Origin of the sequence: Microbacterium songi, from assembly GCF_042747925.1 — a bacterium.
GTDB lineage: Bacteria > Actinomycetota > Actinomycetes > Actinomycetales > Microbacteriaceae > Microbacterium.
Genome location: NZ_JBHZIE010000001.1, coordinates 494,173 through 516,111, shown reverse-complemented (window position 1 = coordinate 516,111; position 21,939 = coordinate 494,173). Strand labels below are relative to the sequence as shown.

Genomic DNA, 21,939 nt, shown 5'->3' with positions numbered 1-21,939 from the left:
GCGAATAGTCTGAATTCATGGCTCGCAGAATTGTGCATCAACTCGTCGACGACCTCGATGGCACCGAGATGGAAGTCGGCACCGGCGAGACCGTGTTGTTCTCGCTCGACGGCGTCGCGTACGAGATCGACCTGACCGACGAGAACGCGGCCCGGCTGCGAGACGCGTTCGAGCCGTTCCTCGCGGCGGGGCGCTCGATCTCCGGGGCGCGTGGGGCTGCAGCATCCGGATCCCGTCCCCGGCGGCGCACCGGCCAGCAGGACTACTCGGCCATCCGCTCGTGGGCCGCCGAGAACGGCTACACGGTATCGGAGCGCGGTCGCGTTCCGGCGACCATCATCGAGGCGTACGAAGCCGCCCACTGACTCGAGCCTCGCAGGGCCCGTCGCCTACGGGCTTCGGCCGGCCGTCACTCGTCGCCGAGAGACTCCAGGTGGTCCCGCGCCCAGATGGCCGCGCTCGTACGGTCGCCCACGCCGATCTGGCGGAAGACGCGACCGAGATGGGCCTTCACCGTGCGCTCCGCGATTCCGAGGTGAGCGGCGATCTGCTTGTTCGCGAGACCTCGGGCCACCAGGCGCAAGACTTCACGCTCACGCGGGCTCAGGCCGTCTTCGGGGATGGCTGTCGGCAGCAGGATGCCGGCGATGCGCGGGTCGAGCGGCGCGTGACCGGCTGCGACGGCGCGAACGGCGGCCCGGAGGTCGGACGGCTCGGCGTCCTTCAACTGATACCCGGTGGCGCCCGCGTCGATGGCCTGTCGCACGCGCACGCGATCCGAGAACGACGTGAGCACGAGCACACGGACAGGGGGCGCCTGAAGGCGGAGTGCACGCGTCGCCTCGATGCCGTCCATCACAGGCATCGACAGGTCCATGACGACCACATCCGGTGCGTGGGTCTTTGCCGCCGTGATCGCCTCTGCGCCATTGGCCGCGGACGCGATCACCTCGATGTCGCCGTCCCCGGCGAGCACGGCCGACAGCCCCTCCCGCACCATGGCGTGGTCATCGACCACCAGCACCCGGATCATGACCCGGCCTCAGGCGCCGACGCCCGCCGGGCGGCCGGAACTCGCAACCGCCACGCGACCCCACGGCCCGGAGCGGTGGCCAGCGACAGTTCGGCGCCGGACTCTTCCGCCAGATCGACCAGAACCTGCGTGCCGAGGTGTCCCGGAGTCTCGCGCGTGCGCAGTCCGTTGGCGTCGAATCCGGGGCCGTCGTCGCTCACGTCGAGCACCAGATCCCCCGCAACGGCATCGCGCCGCAGCGCGACCCATGCCGAGCAGGGCGCGGCATGAGTGGCGGTATTGCGCAGGACCTCCTGCGCGACACGGTGGATGAGGCGCTCGTCGGCCTCATCCAGGTGCGTGACGTCGGGGTCGACGTCGACGTCGACGGTGACCCCGCGCGACCGGGTCGTGGCCGCGAGATCGTCCAGCGCGTGGCCGAGGCCGGCCGCCGCGAGGCCGGGCGGGTAGATGTCCACGAGCAGCGATCGCAGCACGCGGATGTTCCCTCGGACGGATGCCGCGACCTCACGCAGCTGACTGGCTGTGTGCTCGTCGCCCCGACGCGCGGCCGCTTCCGCCGCGCCCTCCGCGGCGAAGGTCGTGGCGATCAGCTCCTGCACCGGACCGTCGTGCAGCGACCCGGCGATCCGCCGGCGCTCCGCGTCGGAGGCGTCCACCGCGTGCTCGAGCAGCGCGGTGCGTCGGCGTTCCTCGGTGCGCAGACCGGCGAGCAGCCGCCAGACGATGGGGGCGGTCAGCACGACGAGCAGCAGCAGGCTGCTCGTCGTGACGCCGGCGAAGCCGCGCCACAGGTCGGCCGATCGCGCGGCGACGGGTTCGTACGGGAAGTAGATCTCGAACAGCAGCTCACGGCCGTCGGGCGCCCACACCGGCCGGTACACCTCGAGAAGCCGGGTGCCGCTCTCGAACTCGTTCTCGGCCTCCGACAGGTCGCTGATATCGGCGCGCGTCTGCGGGTTCGACAGCGCCTCCCGCTGCGCATCGTCCAGGGCGAAGGTGCGGCCGATCAGCTGTGGCTCGTCGGCGTAGAGCACGACGCCGTCGGGGCTCCAGATCTTCACGCGGACGATCTCCTCGCTGAGCACCCGTTCACGCATGATGGCGTCGAACTCCTCCACCGCCGTCGCCTCCCCGTCGGCGAGCGCGTCGGTGATCGCCGGCTGCACGACCGCTTCGGCGAGCACGTCCGCGACGGTGGCCGCGTCATTGACCGCTTCGCGTTCGGCGAGCCATTGCGCGGCGAACGCACCGAGCACACCGACGACGACGAGCACGGCGGCCAGACCCACCGCCAGGCGCACCATGACGGATCGCGCGCGGGGAGACCGGCGGGCGCGCACAACCTGCTCGCGTCCCGCGACGATCCGGACCCACGGCACGGGCGTAGACGGGACGGATGCCGGCGCGCCAGCATCCCCGATCGTCGAGACGTCGATCGGGGCTGCGCCGGGGACACCGGAATCGACGCTCAGTCGTCGCCCCCGGATCCACCGTGGTCGTCGCCGCCGTGATCGTCGGAACCCGACGAACCCGACGAACCCGAACCGCCACGGTCGTCCGAACCCGAAGAACCCGAACCGCCGTGGTCGTCCGACCCGGACGAACCGGACGAATCGGAATCAGACGAACCCGAAGAGCCCGAGCCGGAGGAATCCGACCCCGAACCCGAGTCATCCGTTCCCGAACCCGCATCGCGGTCGTCGCCGGGCTCGACGCGCTGGTCGCGCGGGACGTCACCGCCGTGGTCGTCCACCGTCGCGGACGGCGAAGGGGAAGCCGATGGCGAGACGCTGGGTGACGGGGTCGCCGTCTGCACCTGACCCGAGACCGGCACGCGCACCGGCACCGACTGTGCGAAGGACGCGTTGCCCCACAGTCCGATGACGGCGGGCGCGGCGACCAGCACCAGCGCTGCTCCGCCGATCAACAGTCGATTCTTCATGTGTCTCACCTTCCGCAATTGTGGCCTGCCGGCGGGCTTCGCCGCACCGAGGTCGCTGATCCGTTGTTCTCAGCCTCGGCGCAGGGCGCAGCATCCGCCATTGCACATTGGTCTTAGTACCCCCGCCCGAAGGCCGCGAACCCGTCGGTACTAGTACCAAGGTCTGATTGCCGGGTCTCGGCCCGGCGAACCACAGTGAGTGCTGCTCCCCAGACCATTTCCGAGAAAGAGGAACCCATGAGCAGCATCTCCCTGGTTCGTCGCGGCGCACTCGCCGCGGCCACCGTCATCGCCGCCACCGCCGTCGTGTTGGCCGGTGCCGGCGCCGCCGAGGCGAAGACCACCTCCGCGGGAGGTGATTACGCGATCACCGTGAACGGCACCACCTACAACCCGGCGTCCGGCAAGGACCTCAAGCTCGAGAACCTCGCGGTCACGGGCAAAATCACGGTCACCGGCCGCAACAACGGCTTCACGATCGACCCGAGCACGCTCGGGGTGTACAACTACACACTCACCGGCGCCGCGGACACGCAGCGCATGGTCACCGCGCCGACCGTCGTGTTCGCGTCGAAGGTTCCGACGCTGACGGCAGCACAGCGTTCGGGGATCCGGCTGTCGAAGCTCGAGGTGAAGGACGACTCGCTCGTGGCGATCTTCACGACCGGTGGCGGCAAGCTGAAGATCCAGGCCAAGGACGGCGCGCAGGGCGGGATCTTCCAGATGGAGCCCGAGTTCGCCGCACCCGTCGAGCTGACCCACACGCTCGGCGCCGGCCTCTTCTACTTCGTGAACCAGTACACCGGCAAGATCAACTTCGGGAACGGCACGAATGCTGTCACTTCAGGCCCGAACGCACACCAGATGCTGCTCGGCAAGGACAGCCCCCAGGTCGCCACCAAGACGTTCCAGAGCGGCACGGTCACGAAATGGATCGTCCAGCCCGACGGCCGGCTCGGCGGTGTGCTCGGCGAGGACGCGATCGAACTCTCGGCGGGGGCGACGAACTGCACGAGTCAGTGCCAAGCGCAGAACCGCATCAACGGCTCCCTGCCCGTCCCGCCCGACCCGACCAACCCCACGCCGATCGGCGGCTGATCACGTCATCACCCCCGCAGCCCCCGTATCCATCCGGGGGCTGCGGTGTCGGCGTGTGATGCGCAGACCGGAAGGAAGCGCGCGCATTCCCTCGTGCTCTGCCCAGGGCGTGCACAGGACAGGTCGATATCCTGATGGCGGATCCTGAACAGGACCCCGGACGACGGATCAGTACCCGGTGAGCGACAAGACTGGCCATGGAGGCAGTGCCATGTCGTGGGTCATCCTTGTTGTTTCCGGTGTGCTCGAGGCGGTCTGGGCGACCGCCCTCGGCAAGTCCGAGGGGTTCACCAAACTATGGCCGACCGTCGTGTTCGGTGTGGCGCTCATCGCGAGCATGGGCGGGTTGGCGTGGGCCATGCGCGACATCTCCACCGGCACCGCCTACGCGGTGTGGGTGGGAATCGGCGCCGCACTCACCGTCGGGTACGCGATGGTCACCGGTGCCGAGCCGTTCTCCATCGTGCGCCTCCTCCTCATCCTCGGCCTCGTGGGATGCGTGGTCGGGCTCAAGCTCGTCGGTCACGAGTAGCGCGTCGGGGCCGGTGTCCCTACGACGTCATCGCGTCGAAGTCCTCCTGGGTCAGAGCGCGAGCGACGCGGATACCGCCGTCCACCGCAGCCTCGGGAAACCGCGCCGCGATCTCGTACGCGCGCGCCGCATCGGGCACGTCCACGAGGTAGTAGCCGCTCACCACGTCCCCCGTGTCGGGGGTCGGGGCATCGGTCACCATCGGGCCATCGGGACCCCGTCGCACGGCGCGCTGCGTCCGATCGTCGACCGCCTTGCTGTCGACGAGTTCGCCGGATGCCTCGAGATCGCTTTCCACATCCCAGTACAGCTGGAACGCGGCCGTCCGCTCGGCGTCCGTCATGCGCGCGAACATCTCGATGACCGACGGGTTGTTGTAGATCAAGATCTGATACTTCACGGTCGCTCCTCCGTCGCCTTCCCCCCATGATGGGCGGTCGGCGCCGGGAGCTCAAGGTCGCGACGCGCGCGCGGCCGCCGACTCCCCCGACAGCCAGCGGATCCAGCGGGCGCCGTCGTCTCCCCCGAACACCAGCGCGCGTACCAGCAGCGTCAGCGGGATCGAGAGGATCGCGCCGAGGGGCCCGATGATGAACGTCCAGAAGATGACGGAGAAGAAGCTCAGCGTGAGACTCAGATCCACCGCGTCGCTGACGAACTTCGGCTGGATCAGCACCTGGAGCGTCACGTTGACGACGCAGTAGATCGCGATGACGGTGAGCATCATCGGCCAGCCCCCGACCACGAGCGCGAGCAGCGCCGGCGGGATCACCCCCAGCACGAATCCGATGTTGGGCACGAAGTTCGTCACGAACGCCAGGATCGCCCAGACGACGGGAACGGGCACTCCCAGCGCCCACAGCGCAAGACCGTCGATGACGGCGACCACCGCCCCGAACGCCGCATTCACGACGTAGTAGCGGCGTACACCGGTGTTGAAAGCCTGGAACCGGCGGACGGTCGGCCGGATGCTCGCGCCGAAGGCCGCCTCCGCGCGTGAGTACCGCGAGCCGTCCGCCGCCATGAAGATGACGTACGCGAGGACGAAGAAGAATGCGGTCAGGACGTTGAGGACCGTGCCGCCGAGGGATGCCGCGAACGACGCGATCGTCGCGGGCTTGAGCAGGGCGCCGGCCGCGTCGGCCGCGTCACCGTCGAGTCCGGTCGACTGCAGCCAGGCGGCGACGTTCTGCGCCGTCGCCTGGAGCTCGTCGGAGTAGTCCGCCACCAGCCGCACGAACTGCGTGCCCGCGAACCACAGCAGCGCGACCATCACCGCGAGGATGAGGTAGCCGAGCACGATGACCGCCGTCGTGGCCGTCCAGGACGGCCAACCCCGCCGCTCGAACGGGTGTCGCAGCGGATGGCAGATGATGACGATGACCGCCGCCAGCACCAGCGGACCGACGAGTTCCCGCGCGAAGTACAGGCCGGCAAGCGCGATCACCCCCGCCGCGAGCCCCATCAACACCACCACCGACGGGGGAAGAGCGGGTGCCGGCCGGGGCGTGGGATCGACGCGCTTCACGATGTCAGATTAGGCGCAGCCGACGAATCCGTTTGCTGACGGCGGCATCTTCGCCATCATTGACGGATGACAGCAGGTGAAGACGACGTCGACCGGTGGTTCGACGACCAGACGCATGATCTGGTCGAGACGGCACGCTCGTTGCGCGAAGCAATCCTGCGGGCTGCGCCCGAGGCGACCGAGAGCATCAAGTGGAAGGCCCCCAACTACGCCCTCGCCGACGACTTCGCCACGTTCAGCCTGCGCCGACCCGGCCAGGTGCAGGTCATCCTGCACACCGGCGCGAAGCCGAAGCCCGGGTCGCCCCAGATCAGCGTCGACGATCTCGGTGGGCGGCTCCGCTGGGCGGACCGCAACAGGGCTGTCGTCACCTTCACGTCGGCGACGGATGCCGCGGCCGCGCTGCCCGCTTTCGAAACCCTCGTCCGCGACTGGGTCGCCCAGCTCTGACCCCTGCGGCACCACGACGCGGATGTTAGCGTGGTGCCGACGACCGATGAGGGGAGCCGAACGATGATCGATGCGATCGCGTCCTTCGCGCGACTCCTGCTCACCTCGCTGGGGATGGTCGCGGGCGTCGATGCCGGGTCGGTGGCACTGTTCGCCGCAGCCGTCGCGACGGCCGTGCTCCTCGTTCTGCTGCTGGCGGCCTCCACATCGTGGTTCGGGAGCGCCGTTCAGGCGCGTCCCGCCCGGCAGATCGATGTCTCCGCGCCCTTGTCGCAGAGTGATCCGGATGCCGCGGGCCACCCCCGCTCGCGGGCGCCCGGTGACGTCGCCCTGGCCGCGTAACCCTCGACGCCCGAATCCGCCCCGCACCGTGGGGTGATGGCGGTGTCCGTCGATGTCGTCGTGGCCGCTCAGCGACCCACTTCCCTCATCGATGAACGGACCATTCATGGATCTCTTCTCCTTCCCCCCGATCGCCGCCACCCTCGACGGCGTCTACGCATTCCTGATGAGCATCACAACCTTCGTGCACCCTGTGGTCGGGCCCGCGTCGGCTGCCGTCGCCGTCATCCTCCTCACCCTGCTGGTTCGCACCCTTCTCCTCCCCACCGGTGTGGCGCAGGCCAAAGCCGACCAGACCCGCGCGCGGCTCGCCCCCAAGCTCCGCGCCCTGCAGAAGAAGTACCGGGGTGACCGCGAACGTCTGCAGCGCGAGACCATGCAGCTCTACGCCGACGAGAAGGCCTCTCCTCTCACCGGCTGTGCTCCCGTCCTCATCCAGGCGCCCATCGTCGGACTCGTCTATGCCCTGTTCCTGCACGGGTCGATCTCGGGGCATCCGAACGCTCTCCTCACCGAACACCTGCTGGGTGTTCCGCTCGGGGCGAGTGTCACCGGGCTGGTCGGGAGCGGAGGCATGACCCTCGCATCCGGCGCGGTGTTCGCCGGTCTGATCGCCGCGATCGCGGTCGTCGCCGAGGTCACGCGCAGGTGCTTCCGGCCCCAGCCGGCCACGGAGGATTCTCCCCTCGGAGGGGCAGGCTCGGCACGACTCCTCGGCGCTCTGCAGTTCGCCTCGGCGGTGTCGGCCGTCTTCATTCCGCTGGCCGCCGGGCTCTACCTGCTGACGACCGTCTCCTGGACGCTCGGCCAGCGGCTCCTCCTCAGACGCCGGTACCCGCTCACCTCTCCCCCGCACGCCGGCTCTCCAGGGCCTGCCTGACACACGACATCTCCTGTCGCGCTCCGGCCCGCCGGGACGGACCATGGCCGAGCGCGACGCCGCGCTGTACGGTGAGCGCGTGGGAATTCAGCGCGCAACCGTCGTCGGTGACCAAGACCCCCTCGGCGAGGGCCGGTTGCAGGTCTCGGTCGCCTCGGGCGGGTCGGCCTGGGCGACCCGCCTGATCCCGATCGCCGCCTTCACGGCACACCATGTGGCGGTGGGCACACAGGTGTGGATCGCGCACGAGGACGACGATGCCGAGCTTCCGGTGGTGCTCGGTCTCGTCGACCCGCCTTCGCGCGCGGCGGCGCTTGCGCGAGATCTCGAGGCGCTGGGAGATGCGTGGGACCAGGGTCATGCGGCGGGGAGAGCCGACGCATCCGGCGACGCGACACCGAATCCCTACCGCTGACAGGGGCGAACACCTGCCCGCGGGCATGAAAAAGCCCCGACCGTTACCACGCGGCCGGGGCGAGACGGATGAGAAATCCGCCTATCGCTGACAACACTACCTCACGCGCTCCCGCGGCAGAGCCACTTCGGCGGCTCCCGTCATGCCACGAGTCCACCGAACAGCAGCGACACCATCATCGCGACGATGACCGAGTTGAACGCGAAGGCGAAGAGGACATTCACGCGCACCAGCGACCAGGCCTCGCGTGAGCGGATGGTTGCCGAGACCGTCGCGGCCATCGTCGACAGCAGGATCGACAGCGTGAGGTAGTCCGCGAAGTGGGGGTCGCCCGGCACGCTGAGCTCGATGTGCGCGCTCTTGTCGTCGTCGGTCAGGACCAGACGCAGGTATTCGAGGGCGAACGAATACACCATGAGCGCCCAGGAGCCGGCCACCGTCAGCAGCCCGAACACGACGAACAGCGCGTCTTCACGGAATGTCTGGTTCTGCGCGACGACGATCGTGAGCAGCACCGCCGCGAGCGCGCCCGTCAGCGTCCAGGTGGAGGCGCCCCCGTACCCGAAGACCTTCATCCACCAGCGGCGCAGGTTGAGCGTCTCCCGCCGCGCCGCCGCTTCGAGTCTGCGCGGCCCCTGCCGCGCGTAGACGAGGTGCGTCCACAGCAGGTACATGAACACGAACGTCGGCCACGTGACGAGGTAGAACAGGATCAGGATGCCGGAGAGATCACGTGCGGACCCGTCGGTGCGCGTGAACGCGAACAGGGTCGCCGCGCCGAACCCGGCAGCCCCCGCCACCAGCACGCTCCAGTTCGCGCGGGCGACGTCGCTCACATATCGGGCGGCCATGCGTCCCATGCTGGCACAGGGTGCGCGTGCGATCCGGCAGGCATGAGGGTCTCGCGACGGCCGCTCTCAGCCGTTCCCGTTGCCGTTGCCATTGCCGTTGCCATTGCCATTGCCGCCGTTGCCGTTGCCGTTCCCACCGTTCCCGCCGTTGCCGCCGCCGTTCCCCCCGCCGGTGCCGTTCCCGTTGCCGTTGCCCGGGGTCGCCGCCGGGACGGGCGCGGGAGCCGGGGTGTCGACGACCGGCGCGGGGTCGGGCTCCACGACGGTGTCGTCCGCCGGGAGCGGCGTCGACTCGGGAGCTGCGGGCGACTCCGACGGTGCGGTCGACTCTGCAGGTACTGTCGTTCCGCTGGGCGCCGTCGAGACTGCGGGTGCCGGGCCCGTCAGGCGGTTGGCGCTGAGGAAGCCGGCCACTGTCGCTCCCCCGACGAGGAGAACGGCGAGCACCGTGAGGACACCCACCCACCCTTTTCTCCGGCGCGGACGGCGTCCTTCGGGACCTGACCGCGGGAGGCCCTGCGGCTCACGCGGGATCAGCCGTGTCGTCTGGTCGCTCGCGGATGCGAACGGGCGTGCTTCGCCCGGGGCAACGAGCGTCGGCGAGGTCATCTCGTCGCCCTGGCTTTCCGCGTCCAGATAGGCCGTCACGACCGGGGCGGTCGATTCCTCGCCGGTCCCGAATCGGTCGATCGCGTCGACGATGGCGAGCGCCGTCGGCCGATCGAGCGGGTCGCGCGCCGTCATCGCCGTGAGCAGGTGCGACCACCCGCTCCCCAGCGAGGCGGGGACGACCGGATCCTGCGTCAGACGGACGATGACGGATTCCGTGGGGGCCGTCCCCGGGAATGCGCGTTTGCCTGTGAGCGACTCCAGCAGCACGAGCCCGAGCGCGTAGATGTCGGAAGACGTCGCCGGGCTGGCCCCCTGGAGCTGCTCAGGGCTGAGATACGCAGCCGAGCCGACGACCAGGCCGGGGGTGGTCAGCCGTGTGGAATCGATGAGATGAGCGATACCGAAGTCGGCGAGCTTCGCGCGGAACTCCTCGCGCGGCACCGTCGAGGGCTGCACCAGGACGTTGGACGGCTTGATGTCGCGGTGCACGATACCGGCGTCGTGCACGACGTGGAGCGCACTGGCCAGATCTCGAGCCATGGCGGCGACGAGGTGCCCGGCGATGGGTCCGCCGACGATGCGCTCACGGAGTGTGGCGCCGGGCACGTACTCCATCACGAGGTAGCGAGGTGGCTCCTCGCCGACGTGGGCGTCGAAGACGGTCACGAGCGCCGGATGGTTCAAACCCGCGAGGATGTGCGTTTCTGTGACGGTCCTTTCGGACTCCGGCATCCCGTCGCGGAAGACTTTGACGGCCACGGGCCGGCCGAGCACGGTGTCGCGAGCCCGGTAGACGACGCCCATCCCGCCCTCGCCGAGCTTCGGACCCAGGGCGTACCGACCGCCGAGCAGATCTTTCGTCCGCCGGGCGCTCGGCTCGGCGGGCGGTGAGGTGTCGGGCTCAGGCGAGCGGGTCATTGTCGCGGACGCTTCTTCGCGTCACACGCTCGCCGGTGGCCGGATCGACCGACTGACGGGTGGTCGACTCCGTCTGACGTCGGCGCAGCATGAGGATGAGGCTGATGAGGAACACGATCGCACCCGCGCCCATCAGGATGTACCCGATCAGGTGCAGGTCGACGACCCCGCCCGTGTCGAAGTTGACGGCGAACGCCAGGATCGCTCCGATGACGAAGAGTGCAATGCCACTGCCAAGACCCATGATCGATCCTTCCTAGGACACCCGCACCTGCGAGCCACCGACCACAATACGGTCATCGACGCCGAACACCTGCAGCGGATGAACCAGTTCACCCCTTGGGGTGGGTTACAGCCACCCCGCTTCGCGCAGGGCCACGCGGGTGTCGCGATGGGGCGAGTACGGCACCCGGTCGGCGCCGACGATGCGATAGTCGGTCAGCCCCGGTCCCGCCCAGAGGATCGAGTCGCCCGGTCCGGCGAGCGCGATCGCCGCTCGAATGGCGTCGCGGGGGTTCGCGATCTCGTAGACGTCGGCAGAGTCGGCGCCTGGGACCGACGCGGCCCCGTCGCGTAGCGCCGCTCGGATCGCCGTCGGATCCTCATGGCGCGGATGGTGGTCGGTGATGATCAGGATGTCGGCGCACGCGGCGCTGACTCGCCCCATGTGCGCGCGTTTGGTCGGGTCCTTGTCGCCGTCCGCGCCGACCACCATGACGACCGAGCCGCTCGTGACGCGCCGCATTGCGAGCAGCGTCTTCTCGAAGGCATCCCCATTGTGCGAGAAGTCGAGGAGGACGAGCGGACCTCGGTCGCCCGACACCCTTTCACCCCGTCCGGGCACATGCACGCGCAGTCCCGTCGATTCGAGCGCCGTGGATACCGATTGCAGGCTGAAGCCGGCCTCGAGAAGCATGACGATGGCCAAGCCCGCGTCGGCCGCCATGTGCACACCCATCAGGCTGACGCGGATCTGCAGCATCCGTCCGTCCGTCGACGAGAGCGTGAACCACGTCGATTCGGGTGTCTCGCGGGTCACTCTGACACGCCAGTCGGCAGGGATGTCGGGCTGCGTCGTGATGGTCGTCACGGGGATGCCCGACAGCCGACGGAGACGTTCGCCGTACTCCGTGTCGACCGAGACGACCGCGCGCCGGGCGTGCTCGGGCCGGAACAGCGCCACCTTCGCGTCGAAGTAGTCCTCCATGCCGCCGTACTCGTCGAGATGATCGTGCGTGAGATTGGTGAACCCGACGACGTCGAACATCAGCCCGTCGACCCGGCCCCGGCTCACTCCGTGCGCGCTCACCTCGAGCGCCACCGCCGAAGCGCCCGCCTCGCGCATGCTCTCCAGCAGCGCGTGCAGCTCGGGCGCCTCCGGCGTCGTCAGTCTGCTCGCCACCGCGCGACCGCCGATGCGCCGTTCCACGGTCGTGCTGAGCCCGGCGTGCACGCCCATCTGGCTCAGGATGCCGTGCAGCATGTGCACCGTCGACGTCTTTCCGTTCGTGCCGGTGACGCCGAGCAGCGTCGGCGCGTCGGCATCGGAGCCGTACAGCCACGCCGAGAACATGGCGAGCATGCCTCGCGGGTCGTCCACGACGAGCGTCGGCAATCCCGTCTCGCATGCGAGATCTGCTCCGGCCAGGTCGGTGACGATCGCGGATGCGCCCGCCGCCGCCGCGGCCGCCGCGTAGCGCGCGCCATGTACGTGGGCGCCCGGCAGCGCGACGAAGAGGTCGCCGCGCGCGACGTCGAGCGACGCGCACGCCAGGCCGTTGAGCACCACCTCCCGATCACGGACCATCGCGTCGTGATGGATCCGTTCCGCCCCGAACGTGCGCTCGAAGTCGCGAAGTGTCCGTCGTGCGCGCCGAGCAGGACGCAACAACGCCGGTCGTGCCCGCGCCGAGTCGTCGCGGATCACGGTCGGAGGTGAGATGGAATCGAACATGGCGCCCTTTCCGGAACGCCCGACGCTAGACGCGCGACCGGATCTGTCCCAGCATCTTGCGCCCGCACGCCGTCCGTGCATGGGCGCACCCCGATGGCGCCGCACCGCACCCCCGCCTGATGCAGACCTGTCAAGGGGCGCCCGCGGAACGCCGTCCCCGTGCCACGGTGTGTGCCACTGCACGCACGGAACGGGGAACACATGACCGCCGAGACGAGCGCACCATCAGGCATCGACCCCGGTGCGCGAGCGCGATTCTCTGCGCGAAACCTGTGGTCGGGCATCCTGTTCGGCATCGGTCTCATCGCCTTCATCGACGAGACCGTGTTCCATCAGCTCCTGCACTGGCACCACTTCTACGATCTGGCGACCCCCGACATCGGCCTCGTCTCGGACGGCTTCTTCCACGCGCTGAGCTGGGCGGCGACCGTCGGCGGCCTCTTCCTGCTGGCCGATCTGCGCCGGAGGAACGCGTTCCGGCAGACCCGGTGGTGGGGAGGCGTCCTGATCGGGGCCGGCGCCTTCCAGCTGTACGACGGCCTGGTGCAGCACAAGCTGTTCGGCATCCATCAGATCCGGTACGTGCCCGACCTCCTCATGTACGACGTGCTGTGGAACGTCACCGCCATCGTCTTCCTCGTCGTCGGCGTCATCCTCGCCGTGCGCACACGCCCGAGCGTCACCGCCTGACGACGTGCACGATCACGGCACGACCGGATCGTGGGGCATCACCCTGCTCTTCGCGGCGCCCTTCGTGCTCGCAGCGCTGCTGTACGGCGGCGGGGTGGTCGTCGAAGCGCGACGCGGACGTCCCTGGCCGTGGCCGCGTACGCTGGCCTGGCTTGCGGGTGTGGCGATGGCGGGCATCGCCACCGCGGGCCCGCTCATCGTGCCGGTCGATCCGGGCTTCGTCGCGCACATGTGGACGCACCTGCTGGTCGGCATGGTCGCCCCGGTGCTTCTGGTCGTCGCGTGCCCCGTCACTCTGGCGCTGCGGTCTCTGCACGTCCGCCGTGCCCGCCAGATCTCGCGCGTGCTGAACAGCGGGCCGGCGCGGGTGATCGCGCATCCGATCACCGCGGCGATCCTCAGCGTGGGCGGCATGTGGCTGCTCTACGCGACGGATCTGTACGGCATGATGCTGCAGAGCCTGCTCGTGCACCTGGCGGTGATGACGCACTTCCTCGTCGCAGGCGTGCTGTTCACGGCGGCCGTTATCCCGTGCGACCCGTCGCCGCACCGCGCGCCGTACCCGATGCGGATGGTCGTGCTGGTGGTCGCCCTGGCGGCGCACGACATCCTCGCCAAGGTGATCTACGCCTCTCCCCCCGCGGGCATGACGAGCGCCGACGGGCAGTCGGGCGCCCTGCTGATGTACTACGGCGGCGACATCGTCGACGCCGTCATCATGACGATCCTGTGCGCGCAGTGGTACCGGGCGGCCGGAGGCCGGCTGCTGCGCTCGCGCGCAGCGCCACTCGTCGTCGACGGTGTCGCGGGCGCGCCCTGATCGGGACCGGTGCCCCTGTCGACCCGGGAACGATGCGCGCGAACATCACGGCATGACAAGCTCTCGAATCCTCGTTCTCGCCGCCGGCCTCGCCGCTCCCGTCCTCTTCGTCGCCGGTCAGGCGCTCCTCCCCAACCTCGGTAGGGAGGTCGGCCCCGCCTTCGCGATGATGCTGGAGTACCGGGATCAGCTCATCGTGTCCCGCCTGCTCACGACCGCTGGGGCCTACCTTCTGCTCGCGACGCTCTGGCTCGTCGCCCGGCTGGGGGGCAAGGTAACGCGCGTGGGGGCGGTCATCGCCGCGGTCGGCACCTACTTCAATGCGTTCAGCCAAGGGGTGCAGGGCTACGCCGCCTGGGGGGCGACCGCGCCGGGGCTTCCGCACGAGCAGTCGATGTTGACGCTTCTCCATCTCGAAGACGGGCTGGCGGGCATCTTCGTGTCGTACTGGTCGATCCCCTTCTTCGGAATCGGGCTCGTCGTTCTCAGTATCGGGCTCCTCGTCGCCAGGACGACACCCGTGTGGATGCCGGTGCTCTTGCTCGTCGGAGTGGTTGCCGCATTCCTCACCGCCGGGCTGGGGCCGGTCGTCGCTCTCACCCAAGCCCCTCTCGCCATCGCACTCATCGCGCTGACCCTGCGCAGTGGTTCCGCCCTTGCCTCGCAGCCGGTGACCGTCCACGCTGAGGTGTGATGAACGTGGCCCGCATCCGGCGCTCTCGCGCCTTGATCTGTGCTGTCGCCTGCGGACTGCTGGCGGCCGCAGGGATGTGCGCGATCGTGGCGGCGGGGCCGGACCGTGCGCTGGCCTCGCACCTCATCGAAGACACCGTCGTCGCGCTGGCGTGGGCGGCGCTCGCCACCCTCTGCGCCGTTCGTGGCCGGCCCGCCGCTGTGGTCCTCACGATCGCGGTCGCATGGGGCGTCTCGGCGGCGACGAACGGCTGGGCGCTGCTGGGCGTGCCGTCGAGCGTCGCCTCCGCCTGGGTCAGTACGTGTGCGTGGGCGATCGCGGTGGGCCTCTCCTACACGGTGGGCGTGCTTCACGTGCTGCCTCGGCGTTCTCCACGAGCGTTCCGAGGCGCCGCGGTGTTCAGTGTCGCGCTGATGACGAGCGGATTCGCCACGCTGCCCGCCGTCACGATCGAAGACGGCGTCGCGTTCCCCAACCCGCTGGCACTCCCGTTCTCCGACATCCTGGCCGCCGGCGGCGTTCTGGCCACAGTGGTCACGGCATTCGCCGCAGGAGCGGTTCTCGCGATGCAGGCGACGAGTCCCTCGCGGCGTCGACGACTGATCCCGGTGGTGGCAGCGGCCATCACCGGGATGGTCGGTCTCGGGGTGGGTGGCCTGGCGAACGAATGGGCGCCGCTCGTCCAGGTGCTCACGGTTCCCCTTCTTCCGGTCGCCATCGCCGTGAGCTCCTCCCCGCTGATCCCGCGAGCCCTGCGGGCCGTGTCGGCGCAGCTCGATGGCGCCGCCGATCCCCTGAGCGCACTGGCTGCGACGCTGACGCAGATCAGCCGAGACGTCGGTCTGGCCGGTCTCGCGATCGAGGTGGACGATGTCGTCGTGGCCTCGGTGGGGCCCGTCGGCCCCGAGAAACTTCTGCTCATGCACATGGGCCGGCTCGAGGGTCACCTGCGAACGCCACGCCTGGCCGACGACGAACTGATTGAGGTCAGTTCGGTGACCGCATCGATCGCGGCCGTGCTCTGTTCTGCTCGGCTCGTGGAAGAAGTGCGTCGTTCACGAGCCGAGCTGACCGTGGCGCGCGCGGAGGAGCGCCGCAAACTGCGACGCGATCTGCACGATGAGGTCGGACCGCTCCTGGCCGCGGTTCTCACCCACGCGGATGTCGCGGAGCTGGCCCTGGATCGCTCTCCGGAACGCACCCGAGACTCGCTGACCAAAGCGCGGGCCGCCGGAGTCGACGCCGTCGTCGCCCTGCGCCGGGTGGTCCGTGATCTCGGACCGGCCGCGGTAGACGACCTGGGGCTGCGGGGTGCGCTGGAGGAGCTCGCCTTCCACCTGTCCGGCGGATCCACCGCGGTCTCCGCGACGGCAGCGGCGGTGCCGGCGATGCCCGCCGCGGTCGAGATCGCGCTGTACCGCATCGCCGCCGAAGCCGCGACCAATGCGCTCCGCCACGCGTCGCCGTCCGTCGTCGGTATCCGGCTGTGCGCGGCCGACGGCGGCGTGCTCTTGACGGTGGCAGACGACGGGAGAGGCTTCGATCGGAGTGTCGTCGATGCGGGTGTCGGACTCGCCTCGATGCAGAATCGGGCCGCTGAGCTCGATGGCGAACTCATCATCAGCACCGGCGCGACAGGCACGACGGTGAGCGCCCGGATCCCGGTGTCGGTGTGAAGCGGTCGACGCCGTGAGGGTGCTTCTCTGTGATGACCACCCGATCTACCGAGACGGATTGAGGACGCTATTCGACGAACTCGGCGTCGACGTGGTGGCGGAGGCGGGGAACGGCGAGGATGCGGTTGCCCTGGCATCCGCGTTCGAGCCTGACATCGTGGTGATGGACCTCTCGATGCCCGGGATCGGAGGAGTCGAGGCGACGAGACGCATTCTGGCAGAGCATCCGTCCATGAGAGTCCTGGCGCTGACGATGATCGACGACCACGCGACGGTGCTCGCAGCGCTTCGCGCGGGGGCGAGCGGGTATCTTCTCAAGGGCGCCGGCCACGCCGAGATCCGCACGGCTCTCGCTGCCGTGCAACTCGGTGGGGTGACGGTTTCCGCGGAGGTCACCGCGGGCCTGCGCGCAGGACTGCGCAGTCCGCATCCGTTTCCGCAGCTGACGCCGCGCGAGCGCGATGTGCTCGGCCTGATGAGCCGCGGGCGTACGAACGAGCACATCGCTGACGTTCTTTCGCTGTCGGTGAAGACGGTGCGCAACGTCGTCTCGAGCATCTTCTCAAAGCTCGCGGTCTCGAGTCGTGCAGAAGCGGTTGCGGTGGCGCGGGACGCCGGGCTCGAGGGGCACGGATAGCCCCGCGAGCTGAGGGTTCGCCCTGTTAGGGTGAGGCAAGCGTTCCCAGACCTCGAGCGCTGACTCCGTTCAGCGAGCCAGAGAGGTCGGGATGCCGCACATCAGGTACGAGCCCATGGCCTCCCGTTCGCCGAACTCCCGCAGGGAACGTCTCTCATGACGCGCGAGAGGGAGCTGGTCCGCACGTTCGTCGAACTGGCGGACACTCTCGTGGCCGGGTACGACATCGTCGATCTGCTCTACCGACTGGTGACGCGGTGCGCGCGCACCCTCAACGCCGCAGACGCGGGCATCCTCCTCGCGCGTGCCGACGGCACACTCGAGGTCGTCGCATCGACGAGTGAGCGCAGCATGCTGATCGGTCTGCTGCAGCTGGACGAGAGCCAAGGTCCGTGCGTCGGGGCCTACCGCACCGGGCACATCGTCACGGTCGACAACATCGCCGACATGCGCAGCCGGTGGCCCGCGTTCGTCGAGGCCGCGGGCGCCCAGGGATACCAGACGATGCACGCGATCCCTCTCCGACTCCGCGAGCAGACCATCGGTTCCCTCAACCTGTTCGGTGACACCTCGGGCCCGCTTTCGGCCGAGGACGCCCTCGTGGCACAGGGTCTCGCCGACATCGCGACCATCGGCATCCTGCACGAGCGCGCGCTGCGCGAGTCCAACAGTGCGAGAGAGCAACTGCAGTTCGCGCTCGACAGCAGAGTCATCATCGAACAGGCGAAGGGGGTGCTCGCGCAGACAGAGCGCATCACCCCGGAGCAGGCCTTCGAGATCCTCCGACGCATCGCCCGCACGTCCCGCCGCAAACTCTCCGATGTCGCCCGCGAGGTCATCGAGGAGGCGGGTCGCGCCTAGCCGGGCTGTCGCTCGACAGCATCCTTCCGTGATCAGGCCATGACCGGTTCCCGCCGCGCGGGTGCGGGGGCGGGCGCTCCGGGCATGACCGGCTCGGGCACCACCCACAGGCCGCCGCTGCTGGAGGCGGCGTCCGCGAGCAGGTGCAGCCAGGCCGTGTTGTAGACGTGGCGCGCGGGGACGCTGTAGGTGAACACGATCGGAAGTGCGGAGGTCATCCACAGCACCCGCACCGGACCACTGATCCCGTCTTCCGGCGAGAGCCTGAGCGTGAAGCGCTCGTCTCGGCGCAGTTTGTTGCAGATGACGAGCTGCAGGTGTGCGAGGGTGCGATCGTCGATCTCGGCAATGTGCTGAGAGGTAACGTATTCCAGAGTGCCCATGATCTTCTCCCGGTCTGTTGATTCACGCGGCGTGCGGCGGAGTCGACCAGGGTCTGGGGCAACGTCCTTCGACCATACGCCCCGGTCGCCCCCATCACAACGCCTGCGCGCAACACATCGCGCCGGGTTTCGACCGTCAGGCTTCGAGCCGAGACCCGCTGCCGACGAACTCCGCTCGCACTTCTCGGCTGAGCAGCGCGTCGTCCAGCTCCCATTCGTACGACGCGAGGATCTCGCGAGACGCGATGGGCGCCTCGATCCAGAACTCGAGCGCCACCCACCCCACCTGCGCGGGCTCGTGCGGGCACGGGCGACTGGAGTAGCCGCGCACACTCCACATGCGCCACATCGTCCGACGCGCCGTCTTGCGCGGCACCTCTCGGCGCATCACCACTCGAAGGGTCATCGCAGCTCCCGGTTCGCGAACGTTGCGGGTCACCTTCGCGCGGAGAGCACTCCGGAAACAGCACCCTTGACCTGCGCGGTCGTTGCGCGTATGCGCGAGGGGCCGGCTGGCTGCGGACGACGGGGGCGCAGCATCCGTCACGACCTGTCCGGTCGAGTCGCTCTGCGCCGGCGGCGGCTACAGCGTCAGACGTCCGGCGACGATCTCGGTGGCGACGAGTCCGAGCCGGGTCTGCGTCGCCCGGGCATGGTCGCGCACCAGCTGGAAGGCCGCGTCCGTATCGATGCCGCGACTCTGCGCGACGTACCCCTTCGCCTGCTCGATGAGCACCCGGCTGTTGAGCGCGCGCTGCAGTTGACCCTGAGCGACGTGGGTCTCTTCGACGAGGCGCTGCTGGAGGATGCTGATCGTGGCGATGTCGGCGAGGGTCCTCGCGGCCGTCGCGTCGTCATCGTTGAGTTTGCCCGTGTGGTCGCTGAAGAGGTTCAAGGACCCGATGATGGTGTCGCGGATGCGCATCGGGATGGCGTGCACCGACGAGAACCCCGAGCGGCTCGCGTCTGCGGCGAACTTCGGCCACCGGTCCGTCACGTGACTGAGGTCTTCGACCGAGACGACTCGTCCGGTCGCAACCGCTTCGACGCAGGGACCTTCGCCGGCACGCAGCTGCATGAGCCCGACGAACTCGCTGCGCTCGCTCGTGGAGACGATGACTTCGAGCACTCCGGAGGGATCCGCGAGCAGGATGCCGGCAGCGGTCGCGTCGAAGATCAGTGCGCATTCATCGACGAGCACCTGCAGGAGTTCGACGACATCGAAGTCATCGACGAGCGAGTCGGCGAGCTTGCCGACTGTCTGGAGCAGCTGATCTTCGCGAGTGCTCATAGTTGAGTGTAGGACTGACCGGTCACGGTTCGAAGGTGAGTCGTCGTGCGATCACGTCGGCCGCGACCTCGCTGACGGACCGGCCGGAGGAGAACGCCCGCGCTCGGATGACCAGCAGCGCCTCGTTCACGCCGACGCGCAGTTGCGCGGCGACCATGCCCGAGGCCTGGTGCATCTCGCGGCGGGAATGAGGTCCGTCGTCCATCCCCTGTTCGGCGGTGTCGATGTCTTCCAGCGCCCGCTTGAGGAGGTGGCGGGCCGCGATGGCAGCCAGCACCCTGATGTCGTCGACATCGCTGTCGCGCAGCCGGCGGGGCTCGTCGGAGTAGAGGTCGACTGCGCCGACGCTGAGGTGGCCGACGTACAGCGGGAAGGCGTACAGCGACCCGATCTCGAGCGAGCGGAAGGCCTCACGCGCGCCCGGCCACTCCTTGCCGCCGCGCTGCAGATCGGGTTCGAGCACCGGACGGCGGGTGCGCGCGGCGTCCCAGCACGGGCCCTCGCCCAGGTCGATCTGGATCTCGTCGATGCGTGCGGCGGTGAGGCTGCTGGCGCACACGGTCTGACTGCCGAGGGGTTCACCCAGGGTGGAGATGACCGCGCCCGACACGCCGACTGCCGATACGAAGGGGCTGCAGAGCGAGTCGTGGCGCCGAGCGACACTCAGCCGCGTGAGCGCGGCGGTGAAATGTTCGCGATCATCGCCCGGTAATGACACAGGAATGGATATTAGTCGGGTCCGAGCGCGGAGGCCACCAGCCTGGTAATTGTCATCGGGCAGTCGTGTCAAGACCCTGGGTGACGCCGCGGCCCAGGATCTAGCATCCTGATCATGGCCCTCGAATTGAACAAGCCCGCACTCGCGTATGCGCGCGCCCTCATCCGCGATGGCGATGTCGTGCGCGATGAGCGCGATGACTGGTCGGAAGCGGCGCCCTCGACCGCCGACGAGAACGCCTTCATCGACAAGAACGGCTGGACCGAGTACTCGCACTGGCATCTCGGAATCGACAAGAGCGCCAATCGCGAGACGAAGGGCGCCTACACGTTCCCGTACGGCGACTTCCGCAAGGTGCACCGTTCGGGTGTCATCTCCGGCGAGAGCCGCGCCGGGCAGTACGACCACGACGAGATCCGTGACCAGTTGCGGGCTCTGCTGGAGCTGATCGACGGCGACTGAGCGGGGGCGCCGTTACGGCGCCGTGGTCGCGTCGAGCCAGTCGATCGTCTGCGCGAGGGCGTCCTGCGCGTCGGCGAGGTCGAGGTGGAACTGGTACTCGTGCGGCAGTTGCGGCTCGTGCGAGGCGGGCCAGAACAGGGTGGTGACGGGCACGTCGAGCTCTTCGAGCCGCTGCGACATCGGGATCGACTGCAGCCAGGTGAGTCCGTCGCCGTTGCCGCCGCTGATGTAGGTCGGCGGAAAGTCCTCGGTGACGAACTCGATGGTCGACATCGTCGTGCCGGCGGCCTTCTCGGACCAGTCCTTGCTCCCCGTGTAGGCCCACAGTGCGACCTTGAACCCCCAGGCCGGCAGGCCCTGCAGCTCGGCCATATTCGCCAGGTCGTAGACGCCGCAGTTCAGGATGACGCCGTCGAGCTGATCGGGGGCGAGCGCCGGAGCGATGCCGAGCAGGTCGGCGTAGTCGGGGCTGGTGGTCATGGTCGCGACCTGACTGGCGAGCTGGGCACCGGCCGAGTCTCCGGCGAGCACGATGCGCGAGGCATCCACCCTCAATTCGTCGGCGTGAGCCGAGATGTAGGCGAGCGCCTCGTTCAGCTGGGTGACGGCGGTCGGATACGTCTGCTCAGGGCCGATGCCGTAGTTGACGCCGATCGTCGTGTAGCCCTGGGCGGCGAGGATGCGGAGGTAGGGGTCGACGTTTGTGCTGGAGCCCGAGATCCACGCTCCCCCGTGAATCCAGACGACCGCGGGCAGCTTCTCCCCGGCGTCGGCGATGCTGAACACATCCATCGTGGTCGCGGGGTCCCCGTCGTCGGTGTACGGGATCGCCTGCTCGACGTGCAGGTCGACGTCGGGCACGTACGGGGTCATCTCGGCCACCGTCGCGGCGCCCCCCTGTTCGAACACGCCTCGGATGAGCATGGCGGACGGCCACGGGGTGAGCGTCGTCGCGCCGACGACCACCAGGATCACGGCGAGCAGGATTCCCAGCGTGATCTTGGTGCGACGCCACGGATGCTGCCGCTTGGCCGGTGCGGGAGCGGCAGCGTCGGTCGTGCTCATGGTTGATCAGTCTGGCAGGCGCGGGACGGCGGGTCGGGCTCTTCGCGCTCCGACGTGCCACGGAGATCCGAGACCGCGGTCAGC

28 protein-coding genes and 1 riboswitch are annotated in these 21,939 nt (G+C 69.0%); of the genes, 14 read left to right on the top strand and 14 right to left on the bottom strand.

The window, feature by feature from the left end:
- The first annotated feature begins 17 nt into the window (after positions 1 to 17).
- The gene (locus ACFM35_RS02690; RefSeq protein ID WP_378838024.1) at positions 18 to 365 is read left to right on the top strand and encodes a histone-like nucleoid-structuring protein Lsr2; all 348 of its coding nucleotides are present in this window, start codon (positions 18 to 20) and stop codon (positions 363 to 365) included.
- Positions 366 to 409: 44 nt separating this feature from the next.
- On the opposite strand, the gene ACFM35_RS02685 is transcribed toward ACFM35_RS02690, so the two are convergent.
- The 3 genes from ACFM35_RS02685 to ACFM35_RS02675 form a co-directional block, all read right to left on the bottom strand.
- Positions 410 to 1,033, bottom strand: coding sequence for a response regulator (locus ACFM35_RS02685; RefSeq protein WP_378838021.1), 624 nt, complete (start codon positions 1,031 to 1,033; stop codon positions 410 to 412).
- On the bottom strand, positions 1,030 to 2,415 hold the full coding sequence (locus ACFM35_RS02680; protein ID WP_378838018.1) for a sensor histidine kinase: 1,386 nt from the start codon (positions 2,413 to 2,415) through the stop codon (positions 1,030 to 1,032). The genes ACFM35_RS02685 and ACFM35_RS02680 overlap by 4 nt, the downstream gene beginning before the upstream one ends.
- 89 nt (positions 2,416 to 2,504) lie before the next feature.
- Positions 2,505 to 2,978 (bottom strand): hypothetical protein, encoded by a 474-nt coding sequence (locus ACFM35_RS02675; protein WP_378838017.1) that lies wholly within the window; start codon positions 2,976 to 2,978, stop codon positions 2,505 to 2,507.
- Between the two features lie 237 nt (positions 2,979 to 3,215).
- Between ACFM35_RS02675 and ACFM35_RS02670 the strand changes: the two genes are divergently transcribed.
- On the top strand, positions 3,216 to 4,076 hold the full coding sequence (locus ACFM35_RS02670; RefSeq protein ID WP_378838014.1) for a hypothetical protein: 861 nt from the start codon (positions 3,216 to 3,218) through the stop codon (positions 4,074 to 4,076).
- Between the two features lie 137 nt (positions 4,077 to 4,213).
- A riboswitch (guanidine-III (ykkC-III) riboswitch) is annotated at positions 4,214 to 4,276 on the top strand.
- A gap of 11 nt (positions 4,277 to 4,287) precedes the next feature.
- Positions 4,288 to 4,608, top strand: coding sequence for a DMT family transporter (locus tag ACFM35_RS02665; RefSeq protein WP_378838628.1), 321 nt, complete (start codon positions 4,288 to 4,290; stop codon positions 4,606 to 4,608).
- Positions 4,609 to 4,627: 19 nt separating this feature from the next.
- Here the strand turns inward: ACFM35_RS02665 and ACFM35_RS02660 are convergent, their stop codons facing one another.
- Entirely contained in the window at positions 4,628 to 5,008 is a 381-nt protein-coding gene (locus ACFM35_RS02660) for a YciI family protein (protein ID WP_378838012.1), read from the bottom strand.
- Positions 5,009 to 5,059: 51 nt separating this feature from the next.
- Positions 5,060 to 6,136 (bottom strand): AI-2E family transporter, encoded by a 1,077-nt coding sequence (locus ACFM35_RS02655; RefSeq protein WP_378838010.1) that lies wholly within the window; start codon positions 6,134 to 6,136, stop codon positions 5,060 to 5,062.
- A gap of 66 nt (positions 6,137 to 6,202) precedes the next feature.
- Here ACFM35_RS02655 and ACFM35_RS02650 point away from each other — a divergent pair, with 66 nt between their 5' ends.
- The 4 genes from ACFM35_RS02650 (at position 6,203) to ACFM35_RS02635 (ending at position 8,223) form a co-directional block, all read left to right on the top strand.
- Entirely contained in the window at positions 6,203 to 6,586 is a 384-nt protein-coding gene (locus ACFM35_RS02650) for a DUF1801 domain-containing protein (protein WP_378838007.1), read from the top strand.
- A gap of 63 nt (positions 6,587 to 6,649) precedes the next feature.
- The gene (locus tag ACFM35_RS02645) at positions 6,650 to 6,928 is read left to right on the top strand and encodes a DUF6412 domain-containing protein (RefSeq protein WP_378838004.1); all 279 of its coding nucleotides are present in this window, start codon (positions 6,650 to 6,652) and stop codon (positions 6,926 to 6,928) included.
- Between the two features lie 106 nt (positions 6,929 to 7,034).
- Positions 7,035 to 7,808 carry a membrane protein insertase YidC gene (gene yidC, locus ACFM35_RS02640; RefSeq protein WP_378838001.1) on the top strand — a complete coding sequence of 258 codons (774 nt, stop codon included), beginning with the start codon at positions 7,035 to 7,037 and terminating at the stop codon, positions 7,806 to 7,808.
- A gap of 43 nt (positions 7,809 to 7,851) precedes the next feature.
- On the top strand, positions 7,852 to 8,223 hold the full coding sequence (locus ACFM35_RS02635; RefSeq protein ID WP_378837999.1) for a phage baseplate assembly protein V: 372 nt from the start codon (positions 7,852 to 7,854) through the stop codon (positions 8,221 to 8,223).
- A 140-nt stretch (positions 8,224 to 8,363) separates the two neighbouring features.
- On the opposite strand, the gene ACFM35_RS02630 is transcribed toward ACFM35_RS02635, so the two are convergent.
- The 4 genes from ACFM35_RS02630 to ACFM35_RS02615 form a co-directional block, all read right to left on the bottom strand.
- Positions 8,364 to 9,074: a DUF1345 domain-containing protein gene (locus tag ACFM35_RS02630; protein WP_378837997.1), complete on the bottom strand. Its 711-nt coding sequence runs from the start codon at positions 9,072 to 9,074 to the stop codon at positions 8,364 to 8,366.
- A gap of 66 nt (positions 9,075 to 9,140) precedes the next feature.
- Positions 9,141 to 10,604: a serine/threonine-protein kinase gene (locus tag ACFM35_RS02625; protein ID WP_378837994.1), complete on the bottom strand. Its 1,464-nt coding sequence runs from the start codon at positions 10,602 to 10,604 to the stop codon at positions 9,141 to 9,143.
- Positions 10,588 to 10,848 (bottom strand): DUF6458 family protein, encoded by a 261-nt coding sequence (locus ACFM35_RS02620; RefSeq protein ID WP_378837991.1) that lies wholly within the window; start codon positions 10,846 to 10,848, stop codon positions 10,588 to 10,590. Before ACFM35_RS02620 ends, ACFM35_RS02625 begins: the two co-directional genes overlap by 17 nt.
- 105 nt (positions 10,849 to 10,953) lie before the next feature.
- Positions 10,954 to 12,558, bottom strand: a complete 1,605-nt coding sequence (locus ACFM35_RS02615; protein ID WP_378837988.1) for a Mur ligase family protein — start codon at positions 12,556 to 12,558, stop codon at positions 10,954 to 10,956.
- Positions 12,559 to 12,759: 201 nt separating this feature from the next.
- Here ACFM35_RS02615 and ACFM35_RS02610 point away from each other — a divergent pair, with 201 nt between their 5' ends.
- The 6 genes from ACFM35_RS02610 (at position 12,760) to ACFM35_RS02585 (ending at position 17,936) form a co-directional block, all read left to right on the top strand.
- Entirely contained in the window at positions 12,760 to 13,248 is a 489-nt protein-coding gene (locus ACFM35_RS02610) for a DUF2243 domain-containing protein (protein WP_378837986.1), read from the top strand.
- Positions 13,249 to 13,252: 4 nt separating this feature from the next.
- Positions 13,253 to 14,068 (top strand): cytochrome c oxidase assembly protein, encoded by an 816-nt coding sequence (locus ACFM35_RS02605; RefSeq protein WP_378837985.1) that lies wholly within the window; start codon positions 13,253 to 13,255, stop codon positions 14,066 to 14,068.
- A 52-nt stretch (positions 14,069 to 14,120) separates the two neighbouring features.
- Positions 14,121 to 14,762 carry a hypothetical protein gene (locus tag ACFM35_RS02600; RefSeq protein WP_378837982.1) on the top strand — a complete coding sequence of 214 codons (642 nt, stop codon included), beginning with the start codon at positions 14,121 to 14,123 and terminating at the stop codon, positions 14,760 to 14,762.
- On the top strand, positions 14,762 to 16,438 hold the full coding sequence (locus ACFM35_RS02595; protein ID WP_378837980.1) for a sensor histidine kinase: 1,677 nt from the start codon (positions 14,762 to 14,764) through the stop codon (positions 16,436 to 16,438). The genes ACFM35_RS02600 and ACFM35_RS02595 overlap by 1 nt, the downstream gene beginning before the upstream one ends.
- 13 nt (positions 16,439 to 16,451) lie before the next feature.
- Positions 16,452 to 17,075 carry a response regulator gene (locus ACFM35_RS02590; RefSeq protein ID WP_378837978.1) on the top strand — a complete coding sequence of 208 codons (624 nt, stop codon included), beginning with the start codon at positions 16,452 to 16,454 and terminating at the stop codon, positions 17,073 to 17,075.
- A 156-nt stretch (positions 17,076 to 17,231) separates the two neighbouring features.
- Entirely contained in the window at positions 17,232 to 17,936 is a 705-nt protein-coding gene (locus tag ACFM35_RS02585) for an ANTAR domain-containing protein (RefSeq protein WP_378837976.1), read from the top strand.
- Positions 17,937 to 17,968: 32 nt separating this feature from the next.
- Here the strand turns inward: ACFM35_RS02585 and ACFM35_RS02580 are convergent, their stop codons facing one another.
- The 4 genes from ACFM35_RS02580 to ACFM35_RS02565 form a co-directional block, all read right to left on the bottom strand.
- Positions 17,969 to 18,319, bottom strand: coding sequence for a DUF7882 family protein (locus ACFM35_RS02580; protein ID WP_378837974.1), 351 nt, complete (start codon positions 18,317 to 18,319; stop codon positions 17,969 to 17,971).
- 136 nt (positions 18,320 to 18,455) lie between these two features.
- Positions 18,456 to 18,725 carry a hypothetical protein gene (locus ACFM35_RS02575; protein ID WP_378837971.1) on the bottom strand — a complete coding sequence of 90 codons (270 nt, stop codon included), beginning with the start codon at positions 18,723 to 18,725 and terminating at the stop codon, positions 18,456 to 18,458.
- 177 nt (positions 18,726 to 18,902) lie between these two features.
- Positions 18,903 to 19,610, bottom strand: a complete 708-nt coding sequence (locus tag ACFM35_RS02570; RefSeq protein WP_378837968.1) for an ANTAR domain-containing protein — start codon at positions 19,608 to 19,610, stop codon at positions 18,903 to 18,905.
- A 22-nt stretch (positions 19,611 to 19,632) separates the two neighbouring features.
- Entirely contained in the window at positions 19,633 to 20,328 is a 696-nt protein-coding gene (locus ACFM35_RS02565; RefSeq protein ID WP_378837965.1) for a GAF and ANTAR domain-containing protein, read from the bottom strand.
- 114 nt (positions 20,329 to 20,442) lie between these two features.
- Between ACFM35_RS02565 and ACFM35_RS02560 the strand changes: the two genes are divergently transcribed.
- The gene (locus ACFM35_RS02560) at positions 20,443 to 20,790 is read left to right on the top strand and encodes a hypothetical protein (RefSeq protein ID WP_378837962.1); all 348 of its coding nucleotides are present in this window, start codon (positions 20,443 to 20,445) and stop codon (positions 20,788 to 20,790) included.
- Positions 20,791 to 20,802: 12 nt separating this feature from the next.
- Here ACFM35_RS02560 and ACFM35_RS02555 read toward each other — a convergent pair whose 3' ends face one another.
- A complete protein-coding gene (locus ACFM35_RS02555) occupies positions 20,803 to 21,855 on the bottom strand; it encodes an alpha/beta hydrolase (RefSeq protein WP_378837960.1) in 1,053 nt (350 codons plus the stop codon).
- Positions 21,856 to 21,939: the final 84 nt, after the last annotated feature.